Here is a 24,843-nt window from a genome sequence, read left to right as displayed (position 1 = left end):
CGCGCCCAAAACATGCATAAACAACATTCGTTAGTATTGCAACCAATCACTGTCATCAACCAAGGGAGAATCGTCTTGCACTCAATTAGTGTGACCTTCCCGAGCAGTGCGGGGTACACCCTCGCCGGCACCATCGACATGCCGGAAACCACTCCCAAAGCGTGGGCACTGTTTTCGCATTGCTTCGCCGGTAGCCGCTTCACCCCAGCAGCTGCCCGCACGTGTAAATGGCTCGCCGAGCACGGCATCGCCTGCCTGCGGTTCGACTACCCTGGCCTCGGCCAATCCGAAGGCGATTTCGCGGATTCCTCCTTCAGCATGAATGTGGCTGACCTGCATGCAGCCGCCGCGTGGCTCGAGGAGAATTACGAAACCCCCCAGCTGCTCATTGGTCACTCACTCGGCGGCGCCATGGCGATCAAGGCTGCGAAGGACATGCCGTCGATACGCGCGGTGGCAACGATGGGCGCGCCATTCGACCCAGCACACTCGGTGCTGCACTTCGCCGACAAGATCGGCGAGGTGGATGAAACCGGCGCGGTCCCGGTCACCCTTGGCGGGCGCGAGCTCACCATTTCTCGCAGCTACCTGGAAGATCTCGCCGAGATCAACCCGGAGGCCTACATCGGCCGGATGCGCAAGCCGCTGCTTATCTTGCACTCGCCGATTGACCAGACCGTCGGCATTGATTCCGCACAGAAAATTTACCTGGTCGCGCGCTACCCGAAGTCGCTGGTGTCCCTGGACAAGGTGGACCACCTCATGACCCGCGACGGCGCCGCCCAGTACGCCGCAAGCATCATCTACAGCTGGTTCCAAAAATACCTCGCTGCTGCGCCCGAGGTAGAACCCCTTCCAGAGCACACCGCCGTGGCCCGCTCCACCCAGTCCACCAAGATGAGCGCCGCGGTCCGCGCCGGTGCCCGCGAACTGTTCACGGACGTGCCCCGCGCCCAGGGTGGCAAAGACCTCGACATTTCCCCTCAGGAACTGCTGCTGTCCGCGCTCGCCGCCGACACCAACAACGCCGTCCGGGCGGCCGCGACCGCGCAGCGCATCCGCACGCTTGACGACGTCCAGGTCACCGTCACCTACGAAGGCGACGCCATCACCCGGAGCGTCACGCTCGTCGGCGACCTGTCTGACGAGGATCGCGCAACGCTCGCGGCTGCGGTGACCACTGGGGGCGTCGAGAAGCTGCTCGGGGCCACTATAAAGGACACTATTTCGTGATCAGCGACGCCACCCGCTGCCCCTGTGGCACCGGACTGACCTACGGGGAATGCTGCGCTGTGTTCCACCGCGGCAAACCCGCCCCGACCGCGGAGGCGCTCATGCGCTCTCGATACAGCGCTTTCGTGGTCCACGACGCCGACTACCTGCTGCGCACCTGGTCTCAGGACACCCGGCCGACGGAACTCGGATTCGATGACAACATCACCTTCTACCGACTCGACGTCCTCGCTACCACGGGCGGCGGACCACTCGACAGCACCGGAACCGTCGACTTCGAAGCACACTACCGCGTGGGAAAACAACGAGGCAGCCAACGCGAACACTCCCGATTCACCCGCGACGGTGGCAACTGGATCTACGTAGAGGAAGGCTAACCCGTGACCTGCATTTCCGTGTCCGCTGTGATCCTTCACGACGAAGCCGGCCGCGTCCTCACCGTTCGCAAACAAGGCACCGACCTTTACATGTTCCCCGGCGGGAAACCCGAACCCGGGGAAACCTTTGAAGAAGCCGCGCTCCGAGAGGCCTTCGAGGAACTCGGAGCCCACATCACCGACATTCACCCATTTGGCACCTTCACCGCGCCTGCCGCCAACGAAGCAGACACCCACATAGCAGCCGAAGTATTCACGGCACTGCTGCTCGAATCCCCAGCGCCGTGCAACGAAATCGCGGAAATCGCCTGGGTGCAGCCCCAAGAACCTCACGTTGCGCTAGCGCCCCTCCTCGCCGACCACGTATTCCCAGCCCTACCCGATCCGGTGACATCAGTGACTGTGTTCTGCGGTTCAGCGCTCGGCAACTCCCCCGCCTTCGCATCCTCGGCGAGCGCCCTCGGCCAGGCCCTCGCCGACCACGGCCTCGAGCTCGTCTACGGCGGCGGGAAAATCGGCCTCATGGGCACCATCGCCGACACCGTCATCGCCGCCGGCGGCCGCGCCTCAGGGATTATCCCCACCGGCCTTGCCGACAAAGAACTCGCCCATCCTGGCCTCGCCCACCTCGAGGTGGTAAACACCATGCACGAACGCAAAGCACGAATGGCCGAGCTTGGCGACGCCTTCGTAGCCATGCCCGGCGGAGCAGGAACCCTTGAAGAACTCTTCGAAGCATGGGTCTGGCAAATCCTCGGCATCCACCACAAACCAGTCGCCCTCTACGGCCGCGACTTCTGGGCTCCCCTGCTGGACATGCTCGCTCGCATGCGCGACCAAGGATTCATCGCAACCTCTTTTGTCGACGCCCTCATCGTCGCCGATACCCCTGAAGAACTGCTAAAACGCATCCACACCTGGACCCCACCACGAGCTAAGTGGAGCTAATTGTTCACCACGATGATCGATGGTGTAACCTACTTCTAGTTTCGTTATCGCAACGAAACAGCCACGGGCTGTGGCGCAGCTTGGTAGCGCACTTGACTGGGGGTCAAGGGGTCGTCGGTTCGAATCCGGTCAGCCCGACAACAAGCCTGGCTGAGGAACAAATTTGCTCCTCAGCCAGGTTTTCTGTTGCTTGCCTTTCCTGGAGGTTCTTAGGATCCCGAGATCCCCGGGAAGTGAAACCCGGATCTCGGCCCCACAACCCGCCCCAAAACCACTATTTACCCCCTCTCCACCCCGAGACCCGGGAAACGCTTCCCGGGTTTACCAGCAATCGCGGCTCCCTCCGCCACTGAGTACACCTGCGCTAAAGTCAGGGAATGACCTCGACCCCATTTCCTTCCCGCCGTGATAACCCCAAATTCACCGGAATGGCTCACCGGCAATACACGGCTGCGGCTTTTCATAGTGGGGCCGAAACGTACGCAGACATTCGCCCTGGCTACCCCGCAGAAGTGATCGAGCTCCTCGAACCACACCCGAAAGGCCCCATCCTCGATGTTGGCGCGGGAACCGGCAAGCTCACCGAACAGCTCCCAGGGGAAGTATGGGCCCTGGATCCGAGTGCGGATATGTTGGGACGGCTTCGCGCGTCGTTAAGCGTGCCCGTGTGGCAGGCCACGGCGGAGGCCACCGCCCTGCCCGACACCTCAGTGGCGGCGGTCGCGAGTGCGCAGACGTGGCACTGGGTGGATCCGGAAGCGGCGTCCAAGGAAATGGCTCGGATAACAAAACCGGGTGGGCCGCTGGTGTTGGTATGGAACACCCTGGACGTGCGGGTGCCGTGGGTGCACCGGCTGACGCGGATCATGCACGCCGGAGACGTCCAGAAGCCTGGCTTCCACCCGAATGTTGCAGCGCCGTGGCGCCTGACCAAGGAACTTCGCCTCGAGTGGGAGCAGGTTCTACAAGCTAACGATCTGTTTCGACTCATGGCCACGCGTGCATACTGGCTACGCAATGGGAGCAAGGTCCGGGAGAAAATGACCTCCAACTTAAGCTGGTACCTTTACGAGCACCTAGGGTTCGATCCAGAGCAGCCTATAGCGCTGCCCTACCGCTGCGACGCGTTCCGGTACGAGCGTTAGCCCGCAGGGTAGTAAGCAATACGGGAGAATTGCTTGTCGTAGGCGAATATGCCGCGGGCGGCGCTCTGGATGTCGCGAGGCTCGTTAGCACCAGCGACCACGCTGTGCTCCGAAATGGTGTGACCGTCCACCAACGAGATGGTGCGGATCACATTCGTGCCATCTGCGTCATCGCCCGAAACGAAAGTGAGATTGTGGCCGTCGGTGGCAGTACCCTTAGACACCACCCGTCCTGGAACGCTCCAAGTTGCAGCAGACACGCGGTCATCCACCGAGTTCTCCACGCGAACATCATTGATGGTTTGTGCGATGTCAATGAGCATGCCACCCGTGTTCGGCTGCACTAGCATCGCCTCTGGCGCGAGCGGGGTCCCACCACGCGTGATCTCGATCTCGGCGGCACCAATGGTCACCTTCAGAGTGTCGTCCACCACGATGCGGGCGCCGTTACCCGGCACCATCGCCTCGGCAGCACGTGGCACAGTCACTGTCCAGAGCGCTGCCGGGTACTCGACGGTCCCAGCAGCCACCTCTATCGCGCCCGCACCTGTGGAGCGTGCCGAGTAGAGTACGCCGTCGGCAAAACCGAACGCCTCCGGGGCAAATCCGGCATTCAAGGGTTCACCAAAAGCTGCCACCGCTGGGTTGAAGGGGGCCCACTCGCCTGCGTTTTGTCGGCATGGCAGCGCCCCTCCCAGGTCAACCCGCTGGCATTCCAGCGAGGGATCCTGCCACAGCAATGCGCCGTCGCGCATCGAAAACGCAGCAGTGCCGGCCTGGTTGAGTACTGAGCTTTTAAGTCCCACGAGCATGACGTCGCCGATCTGCAGTGGCGCAACAGTATCCGCGCCGAACATCGGCCCCAGCCGCATGCCATCGATGTGTTCATCCACTGCCACAGACCACGCAGCATCCTGAGCGAGGTTCGCCAGATCGCCACCGACCACCCCATCCTTGGCTGGTTGGACTGCCATATCCATCACCTGAGCGGATGTGGTGGACGGGAACGCAGAAGTCACCTCTGAGGTGGTCTGCCCCGCAACCGAGCTGAACAGAGAGGAATTGCTGCGGTGTGCCCCGGAAGGGAGCTCATCCGCGCGACTGACAGCACATCCGGCAGCCGTGACGACGACGGCAGCGAGTCCGACCATGGCTAGTGCACGCTTGGCGCGCGAAGGTCGGGTGCTCACTGCGGGGTGCTGTACGTTCATTACTTCCTTTTGTGTCCTCTTGAGGGTGTTTCCATAGTGTTCAATCGGCAAGGTTAAGAAAGCGTTAACAAAACGGAAAATAATCTGCCTCACACTCTAGGTCAAGTCAAATAGCTTGACTTTAAATCACTTGATCACCAGGCGTTTCACGTGAAACATTGGACACTTTAAACACTTAACACTCAAAAGTCACATTCAGGTAACAGGAGTCACAAAAAGGGGCCGCTGAAGCGGCCCCTTACACACCACGCAACGCGCTACTTGCGCACGCGTTTCTCTCGAACACGCACCGCGATCCTCACTGGAGTACCCTCAAAGCCGAAGGCCTCACGGAACTTTCGCTCGAGGTAGCGACGGTATCCCGCCTCCAAGAAGCCCGTGGTAAACAGCACGATCACCGGCGGTCGAGTGGACGCCTGGGTTGCGAACAGCACCCGAGGCAACCGTCCCCCACGCATCGGTGGCGGATTCTGGGCAATAACAGCCCGCAACCAGTTGTTGAGTTGACCCGTGGATACGCGCTTGTCCCACGCCTCCAGCGCCTCGATCATCGCTGGCTCCAGCTTCTGCAGTGCGCGACCCGTTTCAGCGGAAATGTTGATCCGCTTCACCCATGGCAAATGATCGAGCTGCAGCTGGATTTCCCTATCCAGCAGTTCACGGCGATCCTCATCCACCAGGTCCCACTTGTTGAAAGCGATCACCAGAGCGCGTCCAGCTTCGATCACCATAGACAGCACGCGCTGGTCTTGTTCGGAGATGGGCTGGGAGGCGTCGATAAGCATGACGCACACCTCTGCCGCGTCGATCACGCCACGGGTGCGCAGCGACGCGTAGTACTCGTGGCCCTGCGCGTGCTTTACTTTCTTACGCAGACCTGCGGTGTCAATGAACTTCCACAGGTGCTGGTCGAGCTGCACCAGGGAGTCCACCGGGTCAACGGTCGTGCCGGCCACGTTGTCCACCACGGAACGCTCTTCGCCCGTGATCTTGTTCAGCAAGGACGACTTACCAACATTCGGCTTGCCTACCAGCGCCACACGGCGCGGCCCCTGCACGATGGATGGGTGGCGTGGCTCATCCGGGAACAGCTCAAGAATCTTGTCCAGCACATCGGCGCCACCACGCCCGTGCTGCGCCGACACTGGATATGGCTCCCCCAGGCCCAACGACCAGAACTCCGCCACATCTGCCAGCAGCGTATCCGAATCCGCCTTGTTGGCCACCAAAATAACTGGTACTTCAGCGCGCTGCAGATTACGAGCCATCACCGCATCGGTTTCCGTAATACCGACCTTGGTGTCCACCACCATGACGATCACGTCTGCAGTCGCCATCGCGGTTTCCGCCTGGCGTGCAATCGCAGCGTGAATGCCCTTCGCGTCCGGATCCCAGCCACCGGTGTCCTGCACCCAAAAGCGCCGGCCAGACCACTCGGCAAGGTAGGAAATACGGTCGCGGGTCACGCCCGGCCGGTCCTCCACCACAGCTTCCCGACGCGCCAGGAAGCGGTTCGTGAGCGAGGACTTGCCTACGTTTGGTCGGCCAACAATGGCGACCGTGCACAGATTCTCTTCCTGGAAGGACGGACCGATGCCGAACTCGCGCTCGACTTCTTCCCAATCTTCCTCGTCAAAATCTTCGCCGACATCCGGGTCGCTGAATTCCGACTCGTTGAAATCCTTCAATCCGAAGTCCGCGGCGTCGAACTCGGAGGACGCCCAGCCACCACCGGGCGCCACCTCAAGCTCATCAGAGTATGCGCTTTCAGCTGCGATCTCGCCACCCTGGGTGTGATACACGAAAGCGGTATCTGGCTCGTTGTCAAAATCTTTTTCCTTGGAGCTCATTTCCTAGGCTCCTTCCTGTGAGACGCGGGCCAACTCAATGAGAGAATCAACCACCTGGTCAAAAGTCATATCGGAGGTGTCCACGATCGCGGCATCCTCTGCGGGGCGCAGCGGAGACACTGCGCGGGTGGAATCGAGTTCATCGCGACGCTGAACATCTGCGAGCACAGCGTCGAAATCAACTTCACGACCAGCAGCAATGTCCTGGTTGTAGCGACGGCGCGCACGCACCTCAGCGGACGCGGTGAGGAACACCTTCGCCGGGGCATTCACCAGCACCGCGGTTCCAATGTCCCGCCCGTCAACGATGCAGCGGTGTGCTTCGGCAGCCAGTGCGCGCTGCAAGGCCACCAAATTCTCACGCACCTGCGGATATGCCGACACCTGAGAAACGTGTTGGGTCACCTCCGGGCCACGAATCTCGCGGGAAACATCTTTCCCGGCCAAGAGCACCTCGGTGGAGGCAGGGTCGTCGTTCACCTGCAACGGCAGAGCCGCAGTCGCCTTAACGACGGCCATTTCATTAGCAGGATCAATTCCACTGCGCAGGACGTGCAGGGTAGCAACGCGGTACATCGCGCCGGTGTCCAGGTACTTTGCACTGAGCTGCCGCGCGACGGCGCGGCAGGCCGTGGATTTACCTGCACCGGAAGGGCCATCAACCGCCATAATCAGGCCATCGCCTGGCATGTTGGAAATCATCACATCTCCACCGCCTTGTACAGGGAAGTGAGTTCGGCGTCGTTAAGCGCGCGAATCGCACCTGGGGTCTGCTCGCCGAGCTGCACGGTGTGAATCTTGGTGCGCACCAGGCGCTCGACCGGGAAGCCGGCGGCCTTGAGCAGGCGACGCACAATGTGCTTGCGGCCTTCGTGCAGATCAACGCGGACAATTGAGCGTCCCTGCCACACCTCGATGATTTGGGCGTTGTCTGCTTTGGCAAGGCCGTCATCAAGTTCAATGCCCTTCTTCAGGGCCCGGACGTCCGCTGGCTTCATTTCCCCTACCACGGTGGCGAGGTACGTCTTGTTGACCTCGTAGCGTGGATGCATGAGGCGGTTCGCCAGCTCGCCATCGTTGGTGAGCAGGATGAGCCCCTCGGTGTTGGCGTCCAGGCGACCGACGTGGAAGAGGCGCTGACCAGCGTCCAGCTTCTCACCGACGATGTCGCCGATGCATGGGCGCCCCATATCATCACTCATGGTGGACTGCACGCCGAACGGCTTATTCAGCGCGAAGTACTGCAGATCCTCGTTGAGCCGGATACGCACGCCATCCACACGCACGACGGCGGTGTCCGGGTTAATGCGCATGCCCTGCGTCATAACGATCTTGCCGTTGACCTCGACGCGGCCCTGGTCAATGAGCTTCTCCGCCATGCGGCGCGACGCCACACCAGCCTGGGCAAGGACCTTTTGCAGGCGAATACCTTCCCCATTTTGAGGTTCCACGACATGCTGGGAAGAAACATGCTGATGACGGGCAGGCTTAGCCTTAGAGACATAGATGCTGGCGGCAGTTTCTTTGGTTCGATTTTCGCCACGGCGCGGGCGAGCAGAGTTGTTGGCACCCTTACGGTGCTGCCGTTTCTTATCCGGTGTGCCGTCTCGGCGAGCGGGAGGGGTCACAAGGAGTGTCCTATCTATGCGGTTATAAATATCGCCCACGAGCCTAGCCGATTCGGCGGGAATTTGTCACATCTGCACTGGTCGCGGCGGGCCTTCCCGCACAAGTGCGAGACCTGGAATTCGAGACTGGGAGTAGCCATGGTGAAAATGCACGAAATTTAGGGTTTTATTCACCGAGACTCGAATTCCAGGTCTCGAACTTTTTACAACGAACGACGCCCCAGCTCTTTGGGGATCTCCAGTTCCAGCGCAACCTCAGCGATCCGGTCCAGGCACCCCTGGGGTAGCGCGCCGAGGAATGGTACGCCTGTGACCACGGGGAATTCGGCAAGGTTCAAAGCGGTAGCCAGATCAGGCTGCGTTGGAATAGACCCACCAATGAGGCCTAGCACCTTAAGACCCCTATGTCGGGCTGCTTCAACAGTGAGTTCCGCGAGGTTCAGCGATCCCAGCCCGGTGGAGGTGACCACGATGAGTGGCGCGCCCAGTTCCTTCGCCAAGTCGGCCAGCGTCCAATCATCCGCTAGCCGCACGAGCAGTCCTCCCGCGCCTTCTACGAGTACGACACGGTTCGGTGCATCGAACTGCTGGATCCACTCCTTGACCTGCTGGATGCCGGCTTGCGCTATCCCCGCCCGGCGGGCGGCAAGGTTCGGTGCCAGCGGCTCCGGGTAGCGCGCGAACTCGTGGGTGGAAAGCCCCGTGAGGGCGGCGACCGTGTTGGCGTCGCCCTTTCCGTCGGGCTCGCCGGTTTGTAGAGGCTTGGTCGGGACGACCTCCCAGCCTTCCTGCTGCAGGCGAAGCGCAAGCGCCGCCGTTGCGATGGTCTTGCCAACGTCCGTGTTGGTTCCGGTCACGCAGATAATCATTGGTCTTCCTCGTTTGCTTGAACGGCCACTGTGATGGCGCGGCAAATCTGCTCGACTTCCGCACTATTCGAAATGAACGGCGGCATGCAGTAGATCAGCTTGCCGAACGGCCTGATCCAGACTCCGTGTTCTACCGCCGCGTTTGTGGTCTTGGCCATGTCCACCGGGTGCTTCATCTCCACCACGCCGATGGCACCGAGAACGCGGACGTCGTGGACGCGAGGGTCACTCTTCAAAGGAGTTAGCCCAGCCTTGAGCTCCGCTTCGATTCGCGGTACTTGGGATTTCCAGTCCCCTGCCTCGATCAGCCCGACCGCGGCATCCGCCACCGCGCAGGCCAGCGGGTTGCCCATGAAGGTCGGGCCGTGCATGAGAGCGCCGCCGCCCTCGGTCGTTTGGATAGCTCTTGCCACCTCATGTGTGGCGAGCGTGGCCGCGAGCGTCATAAACCCTCCGGTCAGGGCCTTGCCCACGCACATAATGTCCGGTTTCACGCCTGCAGCCTGGCACGCAAACAAGCTTCCGGTGCGCCCGAACCCGGTGGCGATTTCATCAGCTATGAACAAGATGCCGCGTTCGGTACAGAGCCTGCGGATCTCAGCCACAAGGCGAGGCGAATGGAACCGCATTCCCCCAGCTCCCTGCACGACCGGCTCGATGATGATCGCAGCGATAGTGTCATCGATCGCCGCGTCCAGTTCCTGGGCATAAGCGCTAAAATCATCCCCACTAGGCGGCGCCGACACGAACTTCTGCTCTGCGAGCACGCCCCGCCACAGCGCGTGCATCCCGCCTTCTGGATCACACACCGACATCGGTGCAAAGGTATCGCCGTGATAGCCACCCCGCCAGGTCAGCAGCTTGTTCCGTTCTGGGTGTCCGATTCCTCGCTGGAATTGCAGCGCCATCTTGACCGCAACTTCCACCGACACCGACCCGGAATCGGCATAAAACACCTTGTCCAGGCCAGTCAACCGGACCAAGCGCTCCCCCAGTTTTACCGCCGGTTCGTGGGTGAGCCCACCGAACATCACGTGGCTCATCCGGTCAATCTGATCCTTCGCTGCAGCGACGAGTGCTGGATGAGAATGGCCGTGAGCGGCGGCCCACCAGGAGCTCATGGCGTCGATAAGCACGCGCCCGTCGGTAAGTGTGAGGCGCACGCCGCTTGCCGACGCCACCGGCAGCGGATCCATCGGCGCAGGCGTGGGGGCGTAGGGGTGCCACAGATGGGCCTGGTCGAAGTCGATGATTTCTGCTGCTTGCATGAAAACTCCGTTTCTTAAACGGTGTTCAAGTCTAGTATTCCTCGTCAATCGAATCCACATCGGGTAGCAACGGGGCTAAATCCGGCAAGCGATGCAGCCCATCAATACCCAACAGCTCCAGGAACAACTCCGAGGTCTCGTACTGGCGCGCGAGCCCCTCGGATTCCACCTCCCGGATCAGTCCGCGCAGCTCCAGCGTGCGCATCACACCATCCACGTTCACCCCGCGCACCGCAGCGACCTGCGCACGCGTCACCGGCTGCCGGTAAGCAATAACGGCGAGCGTCTCCAACGCGGCGCGGGACAGCTTTGTCTGGCTGCCATCAAGCACAAGCTTTTCGACGACCCCAGCATTCTCCTTACGGGTATACAGCCGCCACCCCTCTTGCGTTTCCCTCAGGTCAATACCGCTACCCCGCTGGTTCAGTTCTTCTGCCCATTGCCGAAGCACCGTAACGACGGCCAATTCTTCGACCTCGAGCACGCGCGCGAGCACGGCAGCAGCGATCGGCGAATCGACCACAAGCAAGATCGATTCAACCTGGGAGCGCAGCTGGGAAATCGGAGTCATAGGTAAGCAGTGTAGCCACACAGCAGCGCAGGACAGGGAAAGACGTAAAAACCGCTACCCAATAGCCTGTTAAAGATTATAATATTACGTGTTACGATTAGCGTGCAATGTCAATACGCCAACAATTCATCACAACCGACCAGGATCATCTCATGACAACAACCATAAAAAAAACTCGGAGCCACGCTAGCCGTGCTCGCCACCGTTTGCCTTAACCCGATCCCCACACACGGGCAAGAGATCGATCAATCAGCCAACGAAACAGTCACAGCCGACATTTCGCAGCTGCGCCACCCTGCAGAGCGTGACATCTACGATGTTGACACTTCCGACTGGGACTTTAGCGAGCCCGGCATGAACAAAAACAACATCGACAACCACTACTACGAACACGCCCTCCCCACCGACCTCGGCGAACCACAACCAGAGATCATTGACGGACAGATGCGCTCGGATCGCATCGCCCTCCCAGGCACCGTCACCAAACACGAAGCCGACCAAGCCGAAGTAATGGAAGCCAAAGAGCAGCAACCCCAGCTGCGGGCCATGACAGCAGATAACTGCCGCACCTACTGGCCCCGCCCCCACCAAGTCTGCGGCGCCATTAAAGCCAAATACGAATCCCTCGCCGTCGCCTGGGCAGGACAAACACCCCTCTCCTTCCTAGGGCTACCCAAATCAGGGGAACTGACCAACCCCGACGGCGTGGGCAAACGCACCGAATTCGACAACGGGTTCATCTACTGGCACCCCGATACCGGAGCCTGGTCAGTCACCACCCACAACTCCATCGTCTGGGCACGCAACGGCTGGGAACAAGGACGCCTAGGCTACCCCACCTCCGATGAGATCGGCACCGGCGACGGGGTCGGACGCAAGCAAATGTTCCAACGTGGCCGCATCTACACTTCCCTGTCCGGTGTGGTCTCTATCGAAGGCAAGATCTTAGAAAAGTGGATCGAAACGGGTGAAGAAAAAGGGCCCCTCGGGTACCCGACTACCGATGAAGAGGGCACCCCTGACGGTGTGGGCCGGTTCAACCGCTTCGCCCGCGGCATGATCTATTGGCATCCTAAGCACGGAGCACATCCGATACAGGGCTCAATTCTTGAAATTTGGAAGACCTTAGGGTTTGAACGTAGTAGATTCGGGTACCCGACCGGCGCCCCCTTCCATATCAATGAATACGAGAGTACGCAGGACTTCGAAGGTGGCTCATTAAATCCGCTTGAACTGTTCACTAATGTCGGCACAGAACTAATCGACGGGAAGGAATTTAACTCTTTTGTAATCGAACTATTGACACACAACGGAGTATTGCGTTCTGATATCCCCAATCTTCAATGGACATCGGATCCTTTTTCCACTGCACTACAATTTAATCAGCGACCCTCGTCTGCGACTCCACTTAGCATAAAGCGACCATGGAATACCTGCGGTGTTTTCGACGATGCATACAAAGTCATCCGCACCTGGACTGCAAGATTCGGACTTCTTGCTGGTAAAACCGTAAAGTTAGAATGCGGGGATTGGAAAGGGGCGAAGTTCGGTTATCGACACATCAAGCGAGAACATACAACCCACAACCAATGGGAATATTTATATACGCTTGATCAACGCATGACAAGTTGGGAAGAACTGGCCGACCTCGCAATTACCAAATCGCTCACAAACGCAGAATATTGGAAACATCAAGAGGCTACAGGAAAAACGTGCTACACCAGCCCCGTTTATTTAATAGATCGACGTACCAACGAATTGGCCATGGTCATTTTCCCATCCATCATCGCATCAGCCAATAATGCAAGAATCATCACAGCATTCCCAGGTGATCGATGTGCAGGGCATTAGAAAAAACATTTCCCCAGATCAATTCACCCTGTTAACAACCCGATGCCTTCATGATTCCGGTTTTACCATTGATAATAATGCGATGGTTTTTAATGGAATTATTTCTTTTAAGAAAATCTTCCACACTGCCGAAAACCATTTCGGATCAATTTCAAATGTGGGTTTCTCTGACCAATTTTCTTTTTCGGTCGACTTTCATTTCAAACCTCTCATTGAAGAGTTAATTTCAATGCCACCAGGTTACTTCAGCCTTTGGGGTCCAGACGAAACACACGACACATGGGAAAATTTAACTACCGAGCGGTTCCATTATGAATTATCAGCAGCAATCCATTTATGGTTTACAATTCTACTATTGGGGCTAGTCAAGCTTTACAGAGAAAATTCCGAATATATCGACAACTACTTCAGGAATCACAGTCACAAGAACCTTTTCGCTGTAGATTGTTACAGCTTTGGGAGCGAAATCCACTATCAGATATGCCGGTGAACTATTTTCTTGCTAACTCCTCCCGAATGCCTGCCTGATTGTGAGTCATTCGCACAAAAAGTAGACAGGTTGACATACCGGGAACAATCGCGAATTGTTCGCAACGAACTACTAGCGGGGCCACCCCCTACTCCCAGTTCGCCGCCGCTACCACAGCCGGGTCCACGTCAACGCCGGTCCACGCGACGTGCAAATCCCCGAGTGATTCCTCTTGGGACACGCCCACCGCGCGCGCCTTGTACAGTTCGAGCAGGGCGAGAAAGCGGCCGATTTTTTCCATAGAAATGGTGCAGTCCCTGGTCAAAGTGGCAAAGCTGAGCCAGGTGTCTTTGCCAGCCAGACGGAGAATGTCTAACACCCGCCCTGCCTGCTCCGGGACCGATACTGCCACCTGGTGGATGTGGGCGGTGCCTACGAGTTCCGGAGCCTTGGGGCGAAACGCACCGGCGGCGATCTGGGCGAATTCGGCCAGGGACTTTCCAATGGTCACCGGTGGCAGCAGGTCCACAAATTGCTCTTCCATCGCCACGGCGCGCGGGTAACGTCGCTGGGCGCGGCGCTGCCACTGGGCAAACATGTCCGCAACCTGCTTGTACGCCTTGTACTGGAGCAGGCGAGCGAAGAGCAGATCGCGGGTCTCAAGTAGCGCCAAGTCCTCAGCGTCTTCCACCTCACCGCGCGGGATCAACCGGGCGGCTTTGAGGTCCAGCAACGTGGATGCGACCAGCAGGAACTCGGTTACCTCGTCCAAGTCGGCGGTCTCACCTAAAGCTCGAGTGTAGGCGATGAACTCGTCGGTGACTTGGGACAGCGCTACCTCGGTGACGTCCAACTTTTTCGCCGAGATCAGCTGGAGGAGCAGGTCGAACGGTCCCTCAAAGTTTTTTAGGGCAACCTGGAAACCGGTGATCTCGGGTTGCTCGGATGCGCCGTCGGGAAGCGGCGGCGACAGCCTAGGACGTACGCTCAATGACTTCGCGCGCGAGGTTGCGATACTGTTCGGCGCCCTGCGACTTCGGCGCCCACGTGATGATAGGCTCCCCGGCAACGGAGGTCTCCGGGAACCGCACAGTGCGGGTAATGACGGTATCAAAGACCTGGTCACCAAACACTTCCACCACCCGGCTCATGACCTCGCGGGCATGGGAGGTGCGACGGTCAAACATGGTGACCAGGATGCCAAGAATGTCCAGATCGAAGTTCAGCCGGTCGCGGACTTTTTCCACGGTGTCGGTGAGCAGCGCCAGACCACGCAGGGAGAAGTATTCGCATTCCATGGGGATGATGACGCCCTGGGCACAGGCCAGCGCGTTCACGGTGAGCAGACCGAGGGATGGCTGGCAGTCCAAAATGATGAAATCATAGTCCTTCATCACTGGCCGCAGCACCCGGGCGAGGGTTTGTTCGCGGCCGACTTCGTTCACCAACTGAATCTCAGCTGCAGACAGATCAATGTTCGCCGGAACCAGGTCAAGTCCGGACACATTGGTTTTGTGGATCGCGTGGAAGATCGAGGTGTGCGAGTCCACCAGCAAGTTGTAAATGGTCAGATCCAGCTCATCGTGTGGCACGCCGAGACCTGCAGACAATGCACCCTGCGGGTCCAGATCCACCAGCAGCACCTTGCGGCCTGCCTCAGCCAGACACGCGCCGAGGTTGATGGTGGACGTCGTTTTGCCCACGCCACCTTTTTGGTTGCACATCGCGATGATCGTTGCCGGCCCATGCGTGTCCAAGGGTGCCGGTTCCGGAAGTTCACGGATCGGGCGGCCAGTCAGCCCCAGTTCGGGCGCTGCTGTGTCGAACAGCGCGGAGGTCCCACCCTGATTCGATTTCGCCATGAATCAACCCTTCTTCCTTGACTTGGCTGCTAGTGAAGCCATAAAGCGACTCCTAATTACATTCCTGTCGTTTCAAGAATACAGGGCAGGGCGAAAAATCGTCACTCTGACGCGCCTTTTATAAGAGTTAAGGTCAAGCACTTGACCTTAGGCCCGGGGGTGGGCGGTGTTCCATACCTCCCGCAGATTCGCAGCAGTAATATGGGTGTAGATCTGCGTTGTTGTCACAGAGGAATGCCCCAGTAACTCCTGCACCACGCGTACATCGGCCCCGCCCTCCAGCAGGTGCGTGGCGAAGGAGTGTCGCAACGTATGCGGCGAAATGTCTACGTCCAATCCGGCACGAGCCGCCGCATCCTTAATAATCCCCCACGCACTTTGCCGCGATAGTGCGCCACCGCGCTTATTGAGCAGCAGCGCGTGAGTCTTCCCCTTCGACAGGGCCGGTCGACCGCGCACCAGATACTCCGAAACGGCTTGCTGCGCGAGGGAGCCGAACGGAACCAGGCGCTGCTTGTCGCCCTTACCCGTCACCTGGATCATGCCCTCTCCCGCGGCAACATCATCCACCGTGAGCGCCGTGATCTCCGAAATGCGGGCGCCAGTGCCATACAGCAGTTCCAGCAGCGCGCGGTCGCGTAAGCCCACCACGGATTCGCGGGACGTGGCGTCGATAAGCGCGGCGACCTGTTCCACCGTGAGCGTGTCCGGCAGGTGCTTGCCCGCTGCTGGCGGCGACACCTCAGCGGCCACATCAACGGCGAGCTTTCCTTCCGCGACGGCGAACTTGTGCAGGCCGCGCGCCACCACGAGCGCCCGCCCACTCGACGACGCCGCCAGGGGCCGACGCCTCACGCTCGGATCGCCGCGCCGCAAATCAGCCACGTAATTTTCCAGGTCCTGCGCAGTCATCGCCGACAAATCCCGGATACCGGCCGCGTCCAGCCACGATAGGTAACGCTGTACGTCGCGCCGATAATTGCTGAGAGTATTTGCCGACGCGCCCCGCTCAACCGCGAGATGACTCAGCCACTCCGAGGCAAGCTCCGCCGGCGAGGTCATATCCGCTTCATGTCGGCGTGCAAGCCCGCTGCTTTACGACGCCGCGCCATCGAATCCGGACGCAACGCAAACGGCTCGGTTGCTTCCCGCCCAGACAGACCGTGAGTAAGAATATGGTGCCCCGTCATGATCGCCGCGATAGCAATCCCATTGACGATCTCACCGCGCAGCACCATCGACACGGCCTCATCCAGGGTGAACCACTCGAGCGCCATGTCCGCTTCTTCATACTCCGGTTCGGGGCGTTCGACCCTTGTCAGCCCGGTGGCCAGGTATACGCGGATTGCTTCCTCGCAAAATCCGGGGCTGCTCACCAAATCCACGATCAGCGACCACTCGGCGGCCGCCAAACCGGTTTCTTCCTGCAACTCGCGGCGGGCGCACTCCAGTGGATCTTCGTCGGCCACATCAAGAATCCCCGCCGGAAGTTCCCACAGGCGCTGCTTCACACAGTGCCGGTACTGGCGCACCAGGGGGATCTTCTCCCCATCCCAGGCCACAATAGCCACCGCGCCGAAGTGCTCGACGATCTCCCGGTTAGCCACCTCACCGCCAGGCATCACAACGCCGTCGCGTCGCACCGCGATGATCGGAGAATCGAGCAGCAGCTCAGAGCGGGTGACCTCGAAATTGTGCATCGCTATTCCTTAGGCTTGCCCGGCGAGACCGCGTCGACATCATCCGCTGTGCCGTAATCCCCCTGCTTGCCATCCAGCTGTTCCCGGCCCGCCAGGATCGTGGCGATCTGCCCGAACGCGCGGTCAACCGAATCGACAGTGGACACCCCGGACTCGGCATCCTTGCGCAGCTGACCGATGACGCCATTGGCACCAGCGGTCTGCACCCGGCCGGAGACTACAACGCCGTTCGCGAGTTTATCCAGCGCCTTCGCAAAGGTCGCCTGGTGCACCGCCGCGAAGTTCGTTTCTCCCGTGCCATCAGCGTCGCCGGTGATCACGATGACGAGCTGAGCTGGAAGAATAGTGCCGTCTTGGTATTCGATGTACCCCGAATCCCGCAGCGCTTTTAGCAGCAACGCGCGTTCCTCGGTTTGTGCCAGCGGCTCACCGTTATCTTTGTTGAGCAGCAACGCCGCGCCCAGCGCTTCACCAGCGTGAGTGCCTGGATCCAGTTGGTTGGTGGATAGCTGCGCACCCGCTGGCAATGTGTTAGCCACGATGGACTTCAACGTGTCCGCCCCATCCTGAGCAAAGAACTTCTCCGTGAGCGTGATCGTGCCGGCGTCCTTCGCCCCCGACTTATCACGGAGGTCAGCAACCGCGGTGACGTCTTCGTCGGCGGCATCAGCGGTGCGGAAAATCAACACCGGGCGATCCTTCAGCGCATCGTGCACTGCATCCCCGGCGGTGGCAGCGATATAGGAATCTGCAGCCCCTGCCTGCGCGCCATTGATCGCGGCCTCGGACTTCGCTGCGGCCAGCTCGGCAACGGCCTTATTGCTGGATTCGTTCGCGCCGCCAGGAAGGTTCGGGGAAAGGATGTACGTACCAAACAGGGTTCCCAGTGCGACACCGAACGCCAGGCCCGCTACCGCGGTCCCGGTACGACGCTTCTTCTTAGCCATATGCAGCATTCCCCTTTACTTAAACAAGCCCTGGAACCACAGCGCGATGTTGTTCCACGTATCGATAAGGTTGTCTACGAATGCGCCACTGCCACTCAGCCCCGCGATCGCAACGATCACCGCAACGGCCACCAGGATGCCGAGCAGTGCCCAGACCCAGCCAGCTCCGCCGGAGGTCTTGATGGTGTAGAGATCGGCAACGGCATCGCCGTCGATAAGCTTGCCTCCAAGCTTGGTGCGGGTGAGCAGGGCCGACGGCGTGGCGTAGGACGCGCCACTGAAAATCTCGGACAGATCCAGCTTGGAACCCGCAGCGACGATGGTGGAGGCACCGTGGTAGTCGGCCAGCAGCAGCGCCAAGTCCGTCGCCGAGTCGGAAGCCGCCGGGAACGTCATCGCTCCAATGCCCAGGTCCTGGATCCGCTCCAGGCCCGGTGCGTGGCCATCCGGCCCCGCAGGCAGGACCACGCGGGCGCCCGACCGCAGCGCATCGTTACCGATATTGGCGGGGTCGCCGACGATCAAGTCTGGGGTGTAGCCGGACTCGACCAAGGTATCTGCCGCCCCCTCGACACCGATCAGCACTGGCTCGTACTCGCGAATGAAGTTCCGCAACCGCTTGAGCTGCTCGCGGTGCCCCTGCCCTGGGCTCAGCACAAGCGTCTTGCGGTCCGCGAAGGTGATGCCCGTGTCTGGGATCCCCAGGCCGTCGATGAGCAGCGGCGCCTCCGAGTGCAGGAACTGAATCGTGTTGCCGAAGTACGCTTCCATGTGGTCAACGAGGGATTGCTGTGCCTCGGTGAACGCTGCTTCCGCGCTCTCCTGGGTCACTACCGTGCCCGACGCGACCTGTCGCTCCCCCACGTACACATGACCGTCGTCCGTGAGGCGGACTTTTTTGCCGTCTTTCACGCCTTCGCGGATGTTCTCGCCGACGCCCTCCACGAGCGTGATCGACGCATCGAGCAGGATCTGTGGGCCAAAGTTCGGCATTGCCCCGGTGGTGAATTGCGCCATGTTGATGATGGCGGCGGGCTTAGCATCGACGAGCTGCTGCGCCAATGCTCGGGCGAGATCCGGGGCGTTGATCAGCGCGATGTCTCCCTGGCTGAGTTTCTTCAGTCCTTTTGCGCCCTGCGTGCAATCACGCAAGGTGGCGGTCAGTCCGGGCAGGTCGGAGTTGTGAGAAAACAGACTCATGCGCCTTATTGTGCTGGGTGTGACTCATGTGGTGGGGCAGGCGCGCGGAGGCGACCGCGATTATTTTTGTCGCAACGCCTCGCGGTCTTTTCGCGCCCGGTCAAGCAGTTCTTGTGCATGTGCGCGCCCCGTCTCCGTGTCCTCCAAACCGGCGAGCATGCGGGACAGCTCTGCCACCCGACGTTCCTCGCTGAGGCGCTCGACCCCGGACTTCTGGGCAGCATCCGACACCTCCTTGGACACGTGCAGATGCGTATCCGCATAGGCTGCGACCTGTGGCAGGTGCGTCACCACGATTACCTGACACTGCGTGGCGAGCCGCGCTAATCGACGCCCGATCTCCACTGCAGCCCGGCCTCCCACTCCGGCATCCACCTCATCAAACACCAAAGTCACGCCCGATACCCCAGCGGAAAGGATCACTTCCAGCGCCAGCATCACGCGGGAGAGCTCGCCACCGGAAGCCGACGTCGCTAGTGGCCGCGCGTCAAGTTCTGGCGCGCCAGCCAGGCGGAACTCCACCTCATCGAGCCCAGTGGAGCTGGGTTTAGCCTCGGTGAGCGCAACCTCAAAGCGTGCCTTCGGCATCGCCAAACCATGGATTTCCTCGGTGACCTTGGCTCCCAACTCCTCCGCCGCGTTCCGGCGGGCAGCTGACAGTTCTGAGCCCGCTGCGAGCATTGCCCGCTGCGCGGTAGCGACCTGGGCTTTCAGATCGTCGAGCGCCTCGGAGGAGACGTCAATGCTGCGCAACTTCACCTCCGCATTATCCCGCCAGGTAAGCACCCCGTCAATGTCCGGCGCATACTTGCGGGTGAGGGTTTTGAGCTCCTGCTGTCGCTGCAAACTCTCCTCGAGCGCTGCCGGGTCAGCAGGCAGCCCTTCGAGATAGCTACCGAGTTCACGCGACAGGTCACTCAGCTCGCTGGTGATCGCACCCAGGCGCTCCCCCATCTCTGTCAGCTCGGGATCATCGCAGCCCCCGAGCGCGGCGTGGGCGACGCCCAGCAGGTCGGCGGCGCCCGGGGTCTCCCCTTCGTCAGCGCCGTCGATGGAGGTCAGGGCGATGGTGGCTGCTTCGCGCAGCGTATCGACGTCCTGCAGCCGCCGAATCAGCTGCACCAGGTCAGCGTCTTCCCCTGGTTCCGGGGCCACCGCCGCGATTTCATCCAGGGCGAAGCGCAGGCGGTCGATTTCCTGCGCTAACTCCCGGCGTTTTTCGGTGCGCTCTTTCAGATCTCGGGCGAGTTTTTTCCAGGTCCGGTACGCCGCGGTGTACGTGTCCCGCAGCGTAATGAGGCCCTCCGCGCTGCGGTCCAGGGCTTCTAGTTGCGCGGCGGGGCTGAGCAACCGAAGTTGATCGTTTTGGCCGTGGATGGTCAACACTCCGGAAGCGAAATCTTGCAGGGTCGCTGCTGGAACTGCGCGCCCACCTAGGTGAGCCTTTGACCGCCCAGTTGAGTTGACCACGCGGGTGGCGATTATTTCTCCGGATTCGTCGGCGCGGGCACCGGCGTCGTCAAGCACTGCGGCCACCTGCTCGCGCGTCGTCGGGTCGACCTCGTCCACATAAAACCGGCCCTCCACCACGGCGTGGTCTGCCCCGGTGCGCACTCGTGACGCATCGGCGCGACCACCGCTGAGCAGCCGCAGGCCCGTAACCACCATGGTTTTACCCGCGCCAGTTTCGCCGGTGAGCACCGTAAGTCCTGGGGAAAATTCCAGGGCGGAAGACGTGATCACGCCCAGGTTCTCGATCGCAATATCTCCGAGCATAATTCCCAAACCTACACGTTCGGGCCACGCCAGCCGTCGACCGGCAATCGGAACTTACGCACGAGCCGGTCCGTGAACGGCACATCATCGAGGCGAACCCACCGCACGGGGGGCTCCCCACGCAGTACCTCAACACGGCCGCCCGGTGGGACCTGGAAGGTGCGGAACCCATCCATGATCGCGACCGCAGGGGCGTTATGGGACTCGACAGCCACCCGGGATTGAGGGCTCACCACCAGGGGTTTTGCGAACAGTGCGTGCGCATTGTTTGGCACCACCAAAATCGCGTCCAGCTCCGGCCACAGTACCGGACCACCGGCGGAAAACGCGTAAGCGGTGGAACCGGTCGGGGTGGAAATCAACACGCCGTCGCAACCGAAGCTGCTCACCGGGCGGGAATCGACCTCCAAGGTGGCGTCCAGGACACCACGTCGGTTGGTGTTTTCCACGCTGACCTCATTCAGGGCCCATCCACGAGACAGCACGCTCCGATCTTCATCCCGGACGATCACCTTCAAGGTCATGCGGTCCTCCACCCGGTAGTCCTGGGAGATTACCCGGCTGATCGCTTCCGCCATGGAATCGGATTCCCACTCTGCGAGGAATCCCACGTGCCCCAGGTTGATGCCCAACACCGGCAGGTCCGCAGCATAGGCCAGGTCCGCAGCGCGGAGGAACGTCCCATCGCCACCCAGCACCAGCACCAGCTCCACCCCTAAAGTTGCGGCCTCTACGTGCCCGAACGCCGGAAATGTGCTCAGGACAGGGTGGTTGCGGATCGCGGTTTCATCATGCCCAGTAATCAATCGGACCCCGATACCGGCGTCGGACAGCTGCTGGGCTGCAAACGCCGCTGATTCCAGGTTCGCTCGGCGCCCAGTGTGTGGCACGAGTAAGACTTCGCGCAGCGTCATTGTGGTCCCTCCTGCACCGCGGTTGCCACCAGCTCGGCGACTTCCGCAGCGGTCTTAGCGGCGCCACCGCCGTCTTTCACGAGCCACAAGAAGTACTCCACGTTGCCCGACGGGCCAGGAAGTGGTGAGGCCACCACGCCTTTCAAGCTCAGCCCCAACTGCTGTGCAGCAAGCGCTACTTCTTGGGTGACTTCGGCGCGCAGCTCCGGGCTTTTCACCACACCGCCGTTGCCGAGCCGGTCTTTGCCCACCTCAAACTGCGGTTTCACCATGGGCAGCAGATCGGCGCCGTCCTCCAAGACCGCGACGATGGCGGGAAGCACCAAGTTAAGCGAAATGAAGGACAAATCCCCGACCATGGCATCGCACGGGCCGTCGGTGTGTTCCAACGTCACATGTCTGATGTTGGTCCGATCGACGACACGGACACGGTCGTCGTTTTGGAGTCGCCAAATGAGCTGCCCGTAGCCGACGTCCACGGACACGACCTCGCGGGCGTCGCGCCGCAGGCACACGTCGGTAAAACCACCGGTCGACGCGCCCGCATCGAGAACCTTTTTCCCTTTGAGAGACAGCCCAAGCGGCTCGAATGCTTCCAAAGCACCGAGGAGTTTGTGAGCGCCCCGGGACGCCCAGTCGTCGGTAACGGAGTCATCGACGCGGATAGAGACGTCGGGCTCCACCACTGTCGCCGGCTTCACCGCGAGTATCCCCGCCACGTATACGTGGCGCCCCCGGATCAGCTCCGTGGCGTGTTCGCGGGAACGAGCAATTTTCCGACGCACTAGTTCAGCGTCGAGGCGTCGTCGAGCTACCATCTGTCTTTCCTTATTGGGCCGTTATTGGAGTGCTTCGTGCACGATGTCGTGAGCGCGGGCTAGCTGCTCTGCTTCCTCTTGCACTGTAGCGGCGGGTTCGCTGAGGACTTCGGCCACCGCGTCGTCAAGCTGCGCCGGGGTGATTTTTGGTTGCCGCGGGTCGCGCGGGATAGGGGCTCCTACCGCCACTGTGCCACCGCCTGCTTAGCGACGTCCCCGACCGCCACAATCTCGTCCACGAGCGTGTCTTGAGCAGCCCACGCTGCGGACAGGGCGGCGCGAAACGCCTGGATGGAGGTACTATCTTCGGCTCCGCCGCTTACCGTGAGGGTGGTCCCGCTAAGTTCGGCGTGGAACCCGCCTTGTGGGCCAGGCCGCAGCGTATCGGCTGCCGCGAACAGGGCGGTCATGTCTTCGGCAATCATTGTGGCGCGCTGCGCGGGCGGGGCGTTGAGAATATCGCGGTGTCCGCTCACACCCGTGATGACCTGGAGCGTATCCATCCCTGCGGCGATGCCACCAGCGATGTCGGTGTCGAGGCGGTCACCGACCGCCAGTGGACGCTGAGCCTGCAGCTTTTCTGCAGCCAGATGGAACATCTCTGGTTCCGGTTTTCCGGCGGAACGTGGCGATACCCCAGTAGCGTTCACGACGGCGGCGACCATGGAGCCGTTGCCGACATGAAGCCCCCGCTCCATGGGAAGAGTGCTGTCCAGGTTAGAGGCAAGGTAGGTGGCGCCGCCTCGAATGGCGAGCGCAGCTTCGGAAAGCTCAGCCCACCCGGTTTCCGGGTTATGCCCGTGTAATACCGCCACCGGGCGATCATCTGCGGTGGTGGTCACGGTGAAACCTGCTTCGCGGGCGAGTTCCTGGAACGAGGTGGTGCCCAGCACTAGCACGGTGGCCCCTGGTTCGCAGCACTGCTGTGCCATGAGGACCGCTGCTTGGGCGGAGGTCATCACCGCGTCAGCGGTTGCTGCCAGGCCTAGCGCAGTGAGTTGGTTCGCTACCACCTTCGGCGCTTTAGAGGCGTTGTTGGTCACGTACATGGCCGGTAGCCCGCAAGCGGAGACAGCTTCAACGGCGCCGGGAATCGCCCGGCCCCCTTCCCAGATGGTGCCGTCGAGGTCAAGCAGTAGGGCGTCGTACGCGGTGGCAACAGTCATGCCACCAACTTTAACGCACAGGGCGGGACGAAGTTACGACAGCTCCTTGAGACGATCCTTAGTGTCTAGGAATCCGTCGACATCTGCGCGTTGCGCATGCTCAAACCACTGCTTGGCCTCGTCTTTCCGCCCCACTGCCAGCAGCGCGTCGGCGTAGGCGTACATGAGGCGGGAAGCGCTCATGCCCTCCGCATCGGCGCGTGGATCCACCTTGGACAGCTCCACGAAGGCCGCTTCGTGCTGGCCTAGGTCATGGCGTGCACCAGCTGCGACAATAGCGAGTTCGATACGGGTTTCCTCATCGAGTTCCTGAGGATTAACTTCGCGCGCCAGTTCGAGGGCTTTTTCTGGCTTTCCGAGTGCGCGTTCACAGTCAGCCATCACTGCGACCAGACCAGGGCCACCGCTCATCCGCTTGGCGGCGCGGAGCTCGGCAAGGGCTTCTTTCCACTCACCAGCGTGGTAAGCGGCGATGCCGGCGGTTTCCCGTACGACAGAAACGCGACCGCCACGGTCTTTGGCGGCGCGGGCGTGCCGAAGCGCAAGTTTCGGATCGTCGGCCATCCACGTAGCCGCCATGATCATGTGCTTGGCTACGGCGTCGGCGTTATCCTTCGCGAGGCTCCGCAGATCCTGCAGCACGGAGGGGTCCAGGTCGTGAACGTCGATGTCACTCGGGATGTCCGGGTGCTGTTGCCGACTTTCCATGCGTTCTTCGCGGAAACCAGCACGGTTAGGGCCAGCGTGGAACTTGCCGTCATTCCGGCCGGCTCCGCCACGTTGCGAGTGGCGACGCTTGCCGTGCCCGCCTTCCCGACGCTCATTGTTCCACTTCTTGTCGCCGCGGGGTTTGATTTTCCCGTTGCCGCGGCGTGGGCCTTCACCGCGTTTGTGGCCACCGTTGCGATTATTTTCGACCATGTGAAGACCTCTTTATATCGTCTGTTACGAAATTCACTATGAACTATAAAACTCTAGTTTGTTACGCAATGCAAAAATCAGGGGTGTGCTGGGAACCTAAATTGTTCCAAGCACACCCC

At 60.6% G+C, this 24,843-nt stretch carries 23 protein-coding genes, 1 tRNA gene and 1 pseudogene; 6 read left to right on the top strand and 19 right to left on the bottom strand.

The features are described 5' to 3' along the window. Nucleotides 1-75 precede the first annotated feature (75 nt). From HW450_RS00310 to HW450_RS00290, 5 genes are all read left to right on the top strand, one after another. Nucleotides 76-1,233 carry a bifunctional alpha/beta hydrolase/OsmC family protein gene (locus tag HW450_RS00310; protein ID WP_182386066.1) on the top strand — a complete coding sequence of 386 codons (1,158 nt, stop codon included), beginning with the start codon at nt 76-78 and terminating at the stop codon, nt 1,231-1,233. Continuing rightward, nucleotides 1,230-1,610, top strand: a complete 381-nt coding sequence (locus HW450_RS00305) for a YchJ family protein (RefSeq protein ID WP_182386064.1) — start codon at nt 1,230-1,232, stop codon at nt 1,608-1,610. The genes HW450_RS00310 and HW450_RS00305 overlap by 4 nt, the downstream gene beginning before the upstream one ends. 3 nt (nt 1,611-1,613) lie before the next feature. Beyond that, the gene (locus HW450_RS00300) at nt 1,614-2,558 is read left to right on the top strand and encodes a TIGR00730 family Rossman fold protein (RefSeq protein WP_232843280.1); all 945 of its coding nucleotides are present in this window, start codon (nt 1,614-1,616) and stop codon (nt 2,556-2,558) included. Nucleotides 2,559-2,622: 64 nt separating this feature from the next. Continuing rightward, nucleotides 2,623-2,696, top strand: a tRNA-Pro gene (locus HW450_RS00295). 239 nt (nt 2,697-2,935) lie between these two features. After that, on the top strand, nt 2,936-3,703 hold the full coding sequence (locus HW450_RS00290; RefSeq protein ID WP_182386062.1) for a class I SAM-dependent methyltransferase: 768 nt from the start codon (nt 2,936-2,938) through the stop codon (nt 3,701-3,703). On the opposite strand, the gene HW450_RS00285 is transcribed toward HW450_RS00290, so the two are convergent. From HW450_RS00285 to scpB, 7 genes are all read right to left on the bottom strand, one after another. Then, entirely contained in the window at nt 3,700-4,914 is a 1,215-nt protein-coding gene (locus tag HW450_RS00285) for a hypothetical protein (protein ID WP_182386060.1), read from the bottom strand. The two genes, HW450_RS00290 and HW450_RS00285, sit on opposite strands and share 4 nt — an antisense overlap. A 257-nt stretch (nt 4,915-5,171) precedes the next feature. Beyond that, nucleotides 5,172-6,764, bottom strand: a complete 1,593-nt coding sequence (der, locus tag HW450_RS00280; protein ID WP_182386059.1) for a ribosome biogenesis GTPase Der — start codon at nt 6,762-6,764, stop codon at nt 5,172-5,174. Between the two features lie 3 nt (nt 6,765-6,767). Beyond that, nucleotides 6,768-7,466, bottom strand: a complete 699-nt coding sequence (gene cmk / locus HW450_RS00275) for a (d)CMP kinase (protein WP_182386057.1) — start codon at nt 7,464-7,466, stop codon at nt 6,768-6,770. Next, nucleotides 7,466-8,392 (bottom strand): pseudouridine synthase, encoded by a 927-nt coding sequence (locus HW450_RS00270; protein WP_182386056.1) that lies wholly within the window; start codon nt 8,390-8,392, stop codon nt 7,466-7,468. The genes cmk and HW450_RS00270 overlap by 1 nt, the downstream gene beginning before the upstream one ends. Before the next feature lie 203 nt (nt 8,393-8,595). Next, a complete protein-coding gene (gene bioD / locus HW450_RS00265; RefSeq protein WP_182386054.1) occupies nt 8,596-9,261 on the bottom strand; it encodes a dethiobiotin synthase in 666 nt (221 codons plus the stop codon). Continuing rightward, nucleotides 9,258-10,529, bottom strand: coding sequence for an adenosylmethionine--8-amino-7-oxononanoate transaminase (locus HW450_RS00260; protein ID WP_182386053.1), 1,272 nt, complete (start codon nt 10,527-10,529; stop codon nt 9,258-9,260). The genes bioD and HW450_RS00260 overlap by 4 nt, the downstream gene beginning before the upstream one ends. Nucleotides 10,530-10,560: 31 nt before the next feature. Next, nucleotides 10,561-11,100, bottom strand: a complete 540-nt coding sequence (gene scpB, locus HW450_RS00255; protein ID WP_182386052.1) for an SMC-Scp complex subunit ScpB — start codon at nt 11,098-11,100, stop codon at nt 10,561-10,563. A gap of 192 nt (nt 11,101-11,292) precedes the next feature. Between scpB and HW450_RS00250 the strand changes: the two genes are divergently transcribed. Continuing rightward, the gene (locus HW450_RS00250; protein WP_182386051.1) at nt 11,293-12,951 is read left to right on the top strand and encodes an LGFP repeat-containing protein; all 1,659 of its coding nucleotides are present in this window, start codon (nt 11,293-11,295) and stop codon (nt 12,949-12,951) included. A gap of 617 nt (nt 12,952-13,568) precedes the next feature. Here the strand turns inward: HW450_RS00250 and HW450_RS00245 are convergent. From HW450_RS00245 to HW450_RS00190, 12 genes and pseudogenes are all read right to left on the bottom strand, one after another. Further along, a complete protein-coding gene (locus HW450_RS00245) occupies nt 13,569-14,411 on the bottom strand; it encodes a segregation and condensation protein A (protein WP_407926251.1) in 843 nt (280 codons plus the stop codon). Further along, nucleotides 14,395-15,282 carry a ParA family protein gene (locus tag HW450_RS00240; protein WP_182386049.1) on the bottom strand — a complete coding sequence of 296 codons (888 nt, stop codon included), beginning with the start codon at nt 15,280-15,282 and terminating at the stop codon, nt 14,395-14,397. The genes HW450_RS00245 and HW450_RS00240 overlap by 17 nt, the downstream gene beginning before the upstream one ends. Nucleotides 15,283-15,429: 147 nt before the next feature. Continuing rightward, entirely contained in the window at nt 15,430-16,344 is a 915-nt protein-coding gene (xerD, locus tag HW450_RS00235) for a site-specific tyrosine recombinase XerD (RefSeq protein ID WP_182386047.1), read from the bottom strand. After that, nucleotides 16,341-16,982 (bottom strand): NUDIX domain-containing protein, encoded by a 642-nt coding sequence (locus HW450_RS00230; protein ID WP_182386046.1) that lies wholly within the window; start codon nt 16,980-16,982, stop codon nt 16,341-16,343. The genes xerD and HW450_RS00230 overlap by 4 nt, the downstream gene beginning before the upstream one ends. Nucleotides 16,983-16,984: 2 nt before the next feature. After that, nucleotides 16,985-17,929 (bottom strand): copper transporter, encoded by a 945-nt coding sequence (locus HW450_RS00225; RefSeq protein WP_182386044.1) that lies wholly within the window; start codon nt 17,927-17,929, stop codon nt 16,985-16,987. Between the two features lie 15 nt (nt 17,930-17,944). After that, nucleotides 17,945-19,138 (bottom strand): putative cytokinetic ring protein SteA, encoded by a 1,194-nt coding sequence (steA, locus tag HW450_RS00220; protein ID WP_232843350.1) that lies wholly within the window; start codon nt 19,136-19,138, stop codon nt 17,945-17,947. A 51-nt stretch (nt 19,139-19,189) separates the two neighbouring features. Further along, on the bottom strand, nt 19,190-20,905 hold the full coding sequence (gene recN, locus HW450_RS00215; protein WP_182386042.1) for a DNA repair protein RecN: 1,716 nt from the start codon (nt 20,903-20,905) through the stop codon (nt 19,190-19,192). Nucleotides 20,906-20,916: 11 nt separating this feature from the next. Next, nucleotides 20,917-21,819, bottom strand: a complete 903-nt coding sequence (locus tag HW450_RS00210) for an NAD kinase (RefSeq protein WP_182386041.1) — start codon at nt 21,817-21,819, stop codon at nt 20,917-20,919. Beyond that, a complete protein-coding gene (locus HW450_RS00205; RefSeq protein ID WP_182386039.1) occupies nt 21,816-22,637 on the bottom strand; it encodes a TlyA family RNA methyltransferase in 822 nt (273 codons plus the stop codon). Before HW450_RS00205 ends, HW450_RS00210 begins: the two co-directional genes overlap by 4 nt. 21 nt (nt 22,638-22,658) lie before the next feature. Then, complete coding sequence (locus HW450_RS00200) at nt 22,659-22,826, bottom strand: hypothetical protein (RefSeq protein ID WP_182387573.1); 168 nt, start codon at nt 22,824-22,826, stop codon at nt 22,659-22,661. Beyond that, complete coding sequence (locus HW450_RS00195) at nt 22,817-23,803, bottom strand: HAD-IIA family hydrolase (protein WP_182386037.1); 987 nt, start codon at nt 23,801-23,803, stop codon at nt 22,817-22,819. The genes HW450_RS00200 and HW450_RS00195 overlap by 10 nt, the downstream gene beginning before the upstream one ends. A gap of 33 nt (nt 23,804-23,836) precedes the next feature. Next, nucleotides 23,837-24,700, bottom strand: a pseudogene (locus HW450_RS00190) (tetratricopeptide repeat protein); the annotation flags it as partial. Between the last annotated feature and the right edge of the window lie 143 nt (nt 24,701-24,843).

It is taken from the genome of Corynebacterium hindlerae, assembly GCF_014117265.1.
GTDB classification, from domain to species: domain Bacteria; phylum Actinomycetota; class Actinomycetes; order Mycobacteriales; family Mycobacteriaceae; genus Corynebacterium; species Corynebacterium hindlerae.
The sequence above is the reverse complement of the archived record's forward strand: the minus strand, read 5'-3'. Positions and strand labels throughout refer to the sequence as shown.

Excerpts from the sequence above, each read along its gene's own strand:
- HW450_RS00290 (WP_182386062.1), top strand. The coding sequence starts at position 2,936 with ATGACCTCGACCCCATTTCCTTCCCGCCGTGATAACCCCAAATTCACC.
- HW450_RS00285 (WP_182386060.1), bottom strand. The coding sequence starts at position 4,914 with ATGAACGTACAGCACCCCGCAGTGAGCACCCGACCTTCGCGCGCCAAG.
- der (WP_182386059.1), bottom strand. The coding sequence starts at position 6,764 with ATGAGCTCCAAGGAAAAAGATTTTGACAACGAGCCAGATACCGCTTTC.
- cmk (WP_182386057.1), bottom strand. The coding sequence starts at position 7,466 with ATGATTTCCAACATGCCAGGCGATGGCCTGATTATGGCGGTTGATGGC.
- bioD (WP_182386054.1), bottom strand. The coding sequence starts at position 9,261 with ATGATTATCTGCGTGACCGGAACCAACACGGACGTTGGCAAGACCATC.
- HW450_RS00260 (WP_182386053.1), bottom strand. The coding sequence starts at position 10,529 with ATGCAAGCAGCAGAAATCATCGACTTCGACCAGGCCCATCTGTGGCAC.
- scpB (WP_182386052.1), bottom strand. The coding sequence starts at position 11,100 with ATGACTCCGATTTCCCAGCTGCGCTCCCAGGTTGAATCGATCTTGCTT.
- HW450_RS00240 (WP_182386049.1), bottom strand. The coding sequence starts at position 15,282 with ATGGCGAAATCGAATCAGGGTGGGACCTCCGCGCTGTTCGACACAGCA.
- xerD (WP_182386047.1), bottom strand. The coding sequence starts at position 16,344 with ATGACCTCGCCGGCGGAGCTTGCCTCGGAGTGGCTGAGTCATCTCGCG.
- HW450_RS00230 (WP_182386046.1), bottom strand. The coding sequence starts at position 16,982 with ATGCACAATTTCGAGGTCACCCGCTCTGAGCTGCTGCTCGATTCTCCG.
- HW450_RS00225 (WP_182386044.1), bottom strand. The coding sequence starts at position 17,929 with ATGGCTAAGAAGAAGCGTCGTACCGGGACCGCGGTAGCGGGCCTGGCG.
- recN (WP_182386042.1), bottom strand. The coding sequence starts at position 20,905 with ATGCTCGGAGATATTGCGATCGAGAACCTGGGCGTGATCACGTCTTCC.
- HW450_RS00210 (WP_182386041.1), bottom strand. The coding sequence starts at position 21,819 with ATGACGCTGCGCGAAGTCTTACTCGTGCCACACACTGGGCGCCGAGCG.
- HW450_RS00205 (WP_182386039.1), bottom strand. The coding sequence starts at position 22,637 with ATGGTAGCTCGACGACGCCTCGACGCTGAACTAGTGCGTCGGAAAATT.
- HW450_RS00195 (WP_182386037.1), bottom strand. The coding sequence starts at position 23,803 with ATGACTGTTGCCACCGCGTACGACGCCCTACTGCTTGACCTCGACGGC.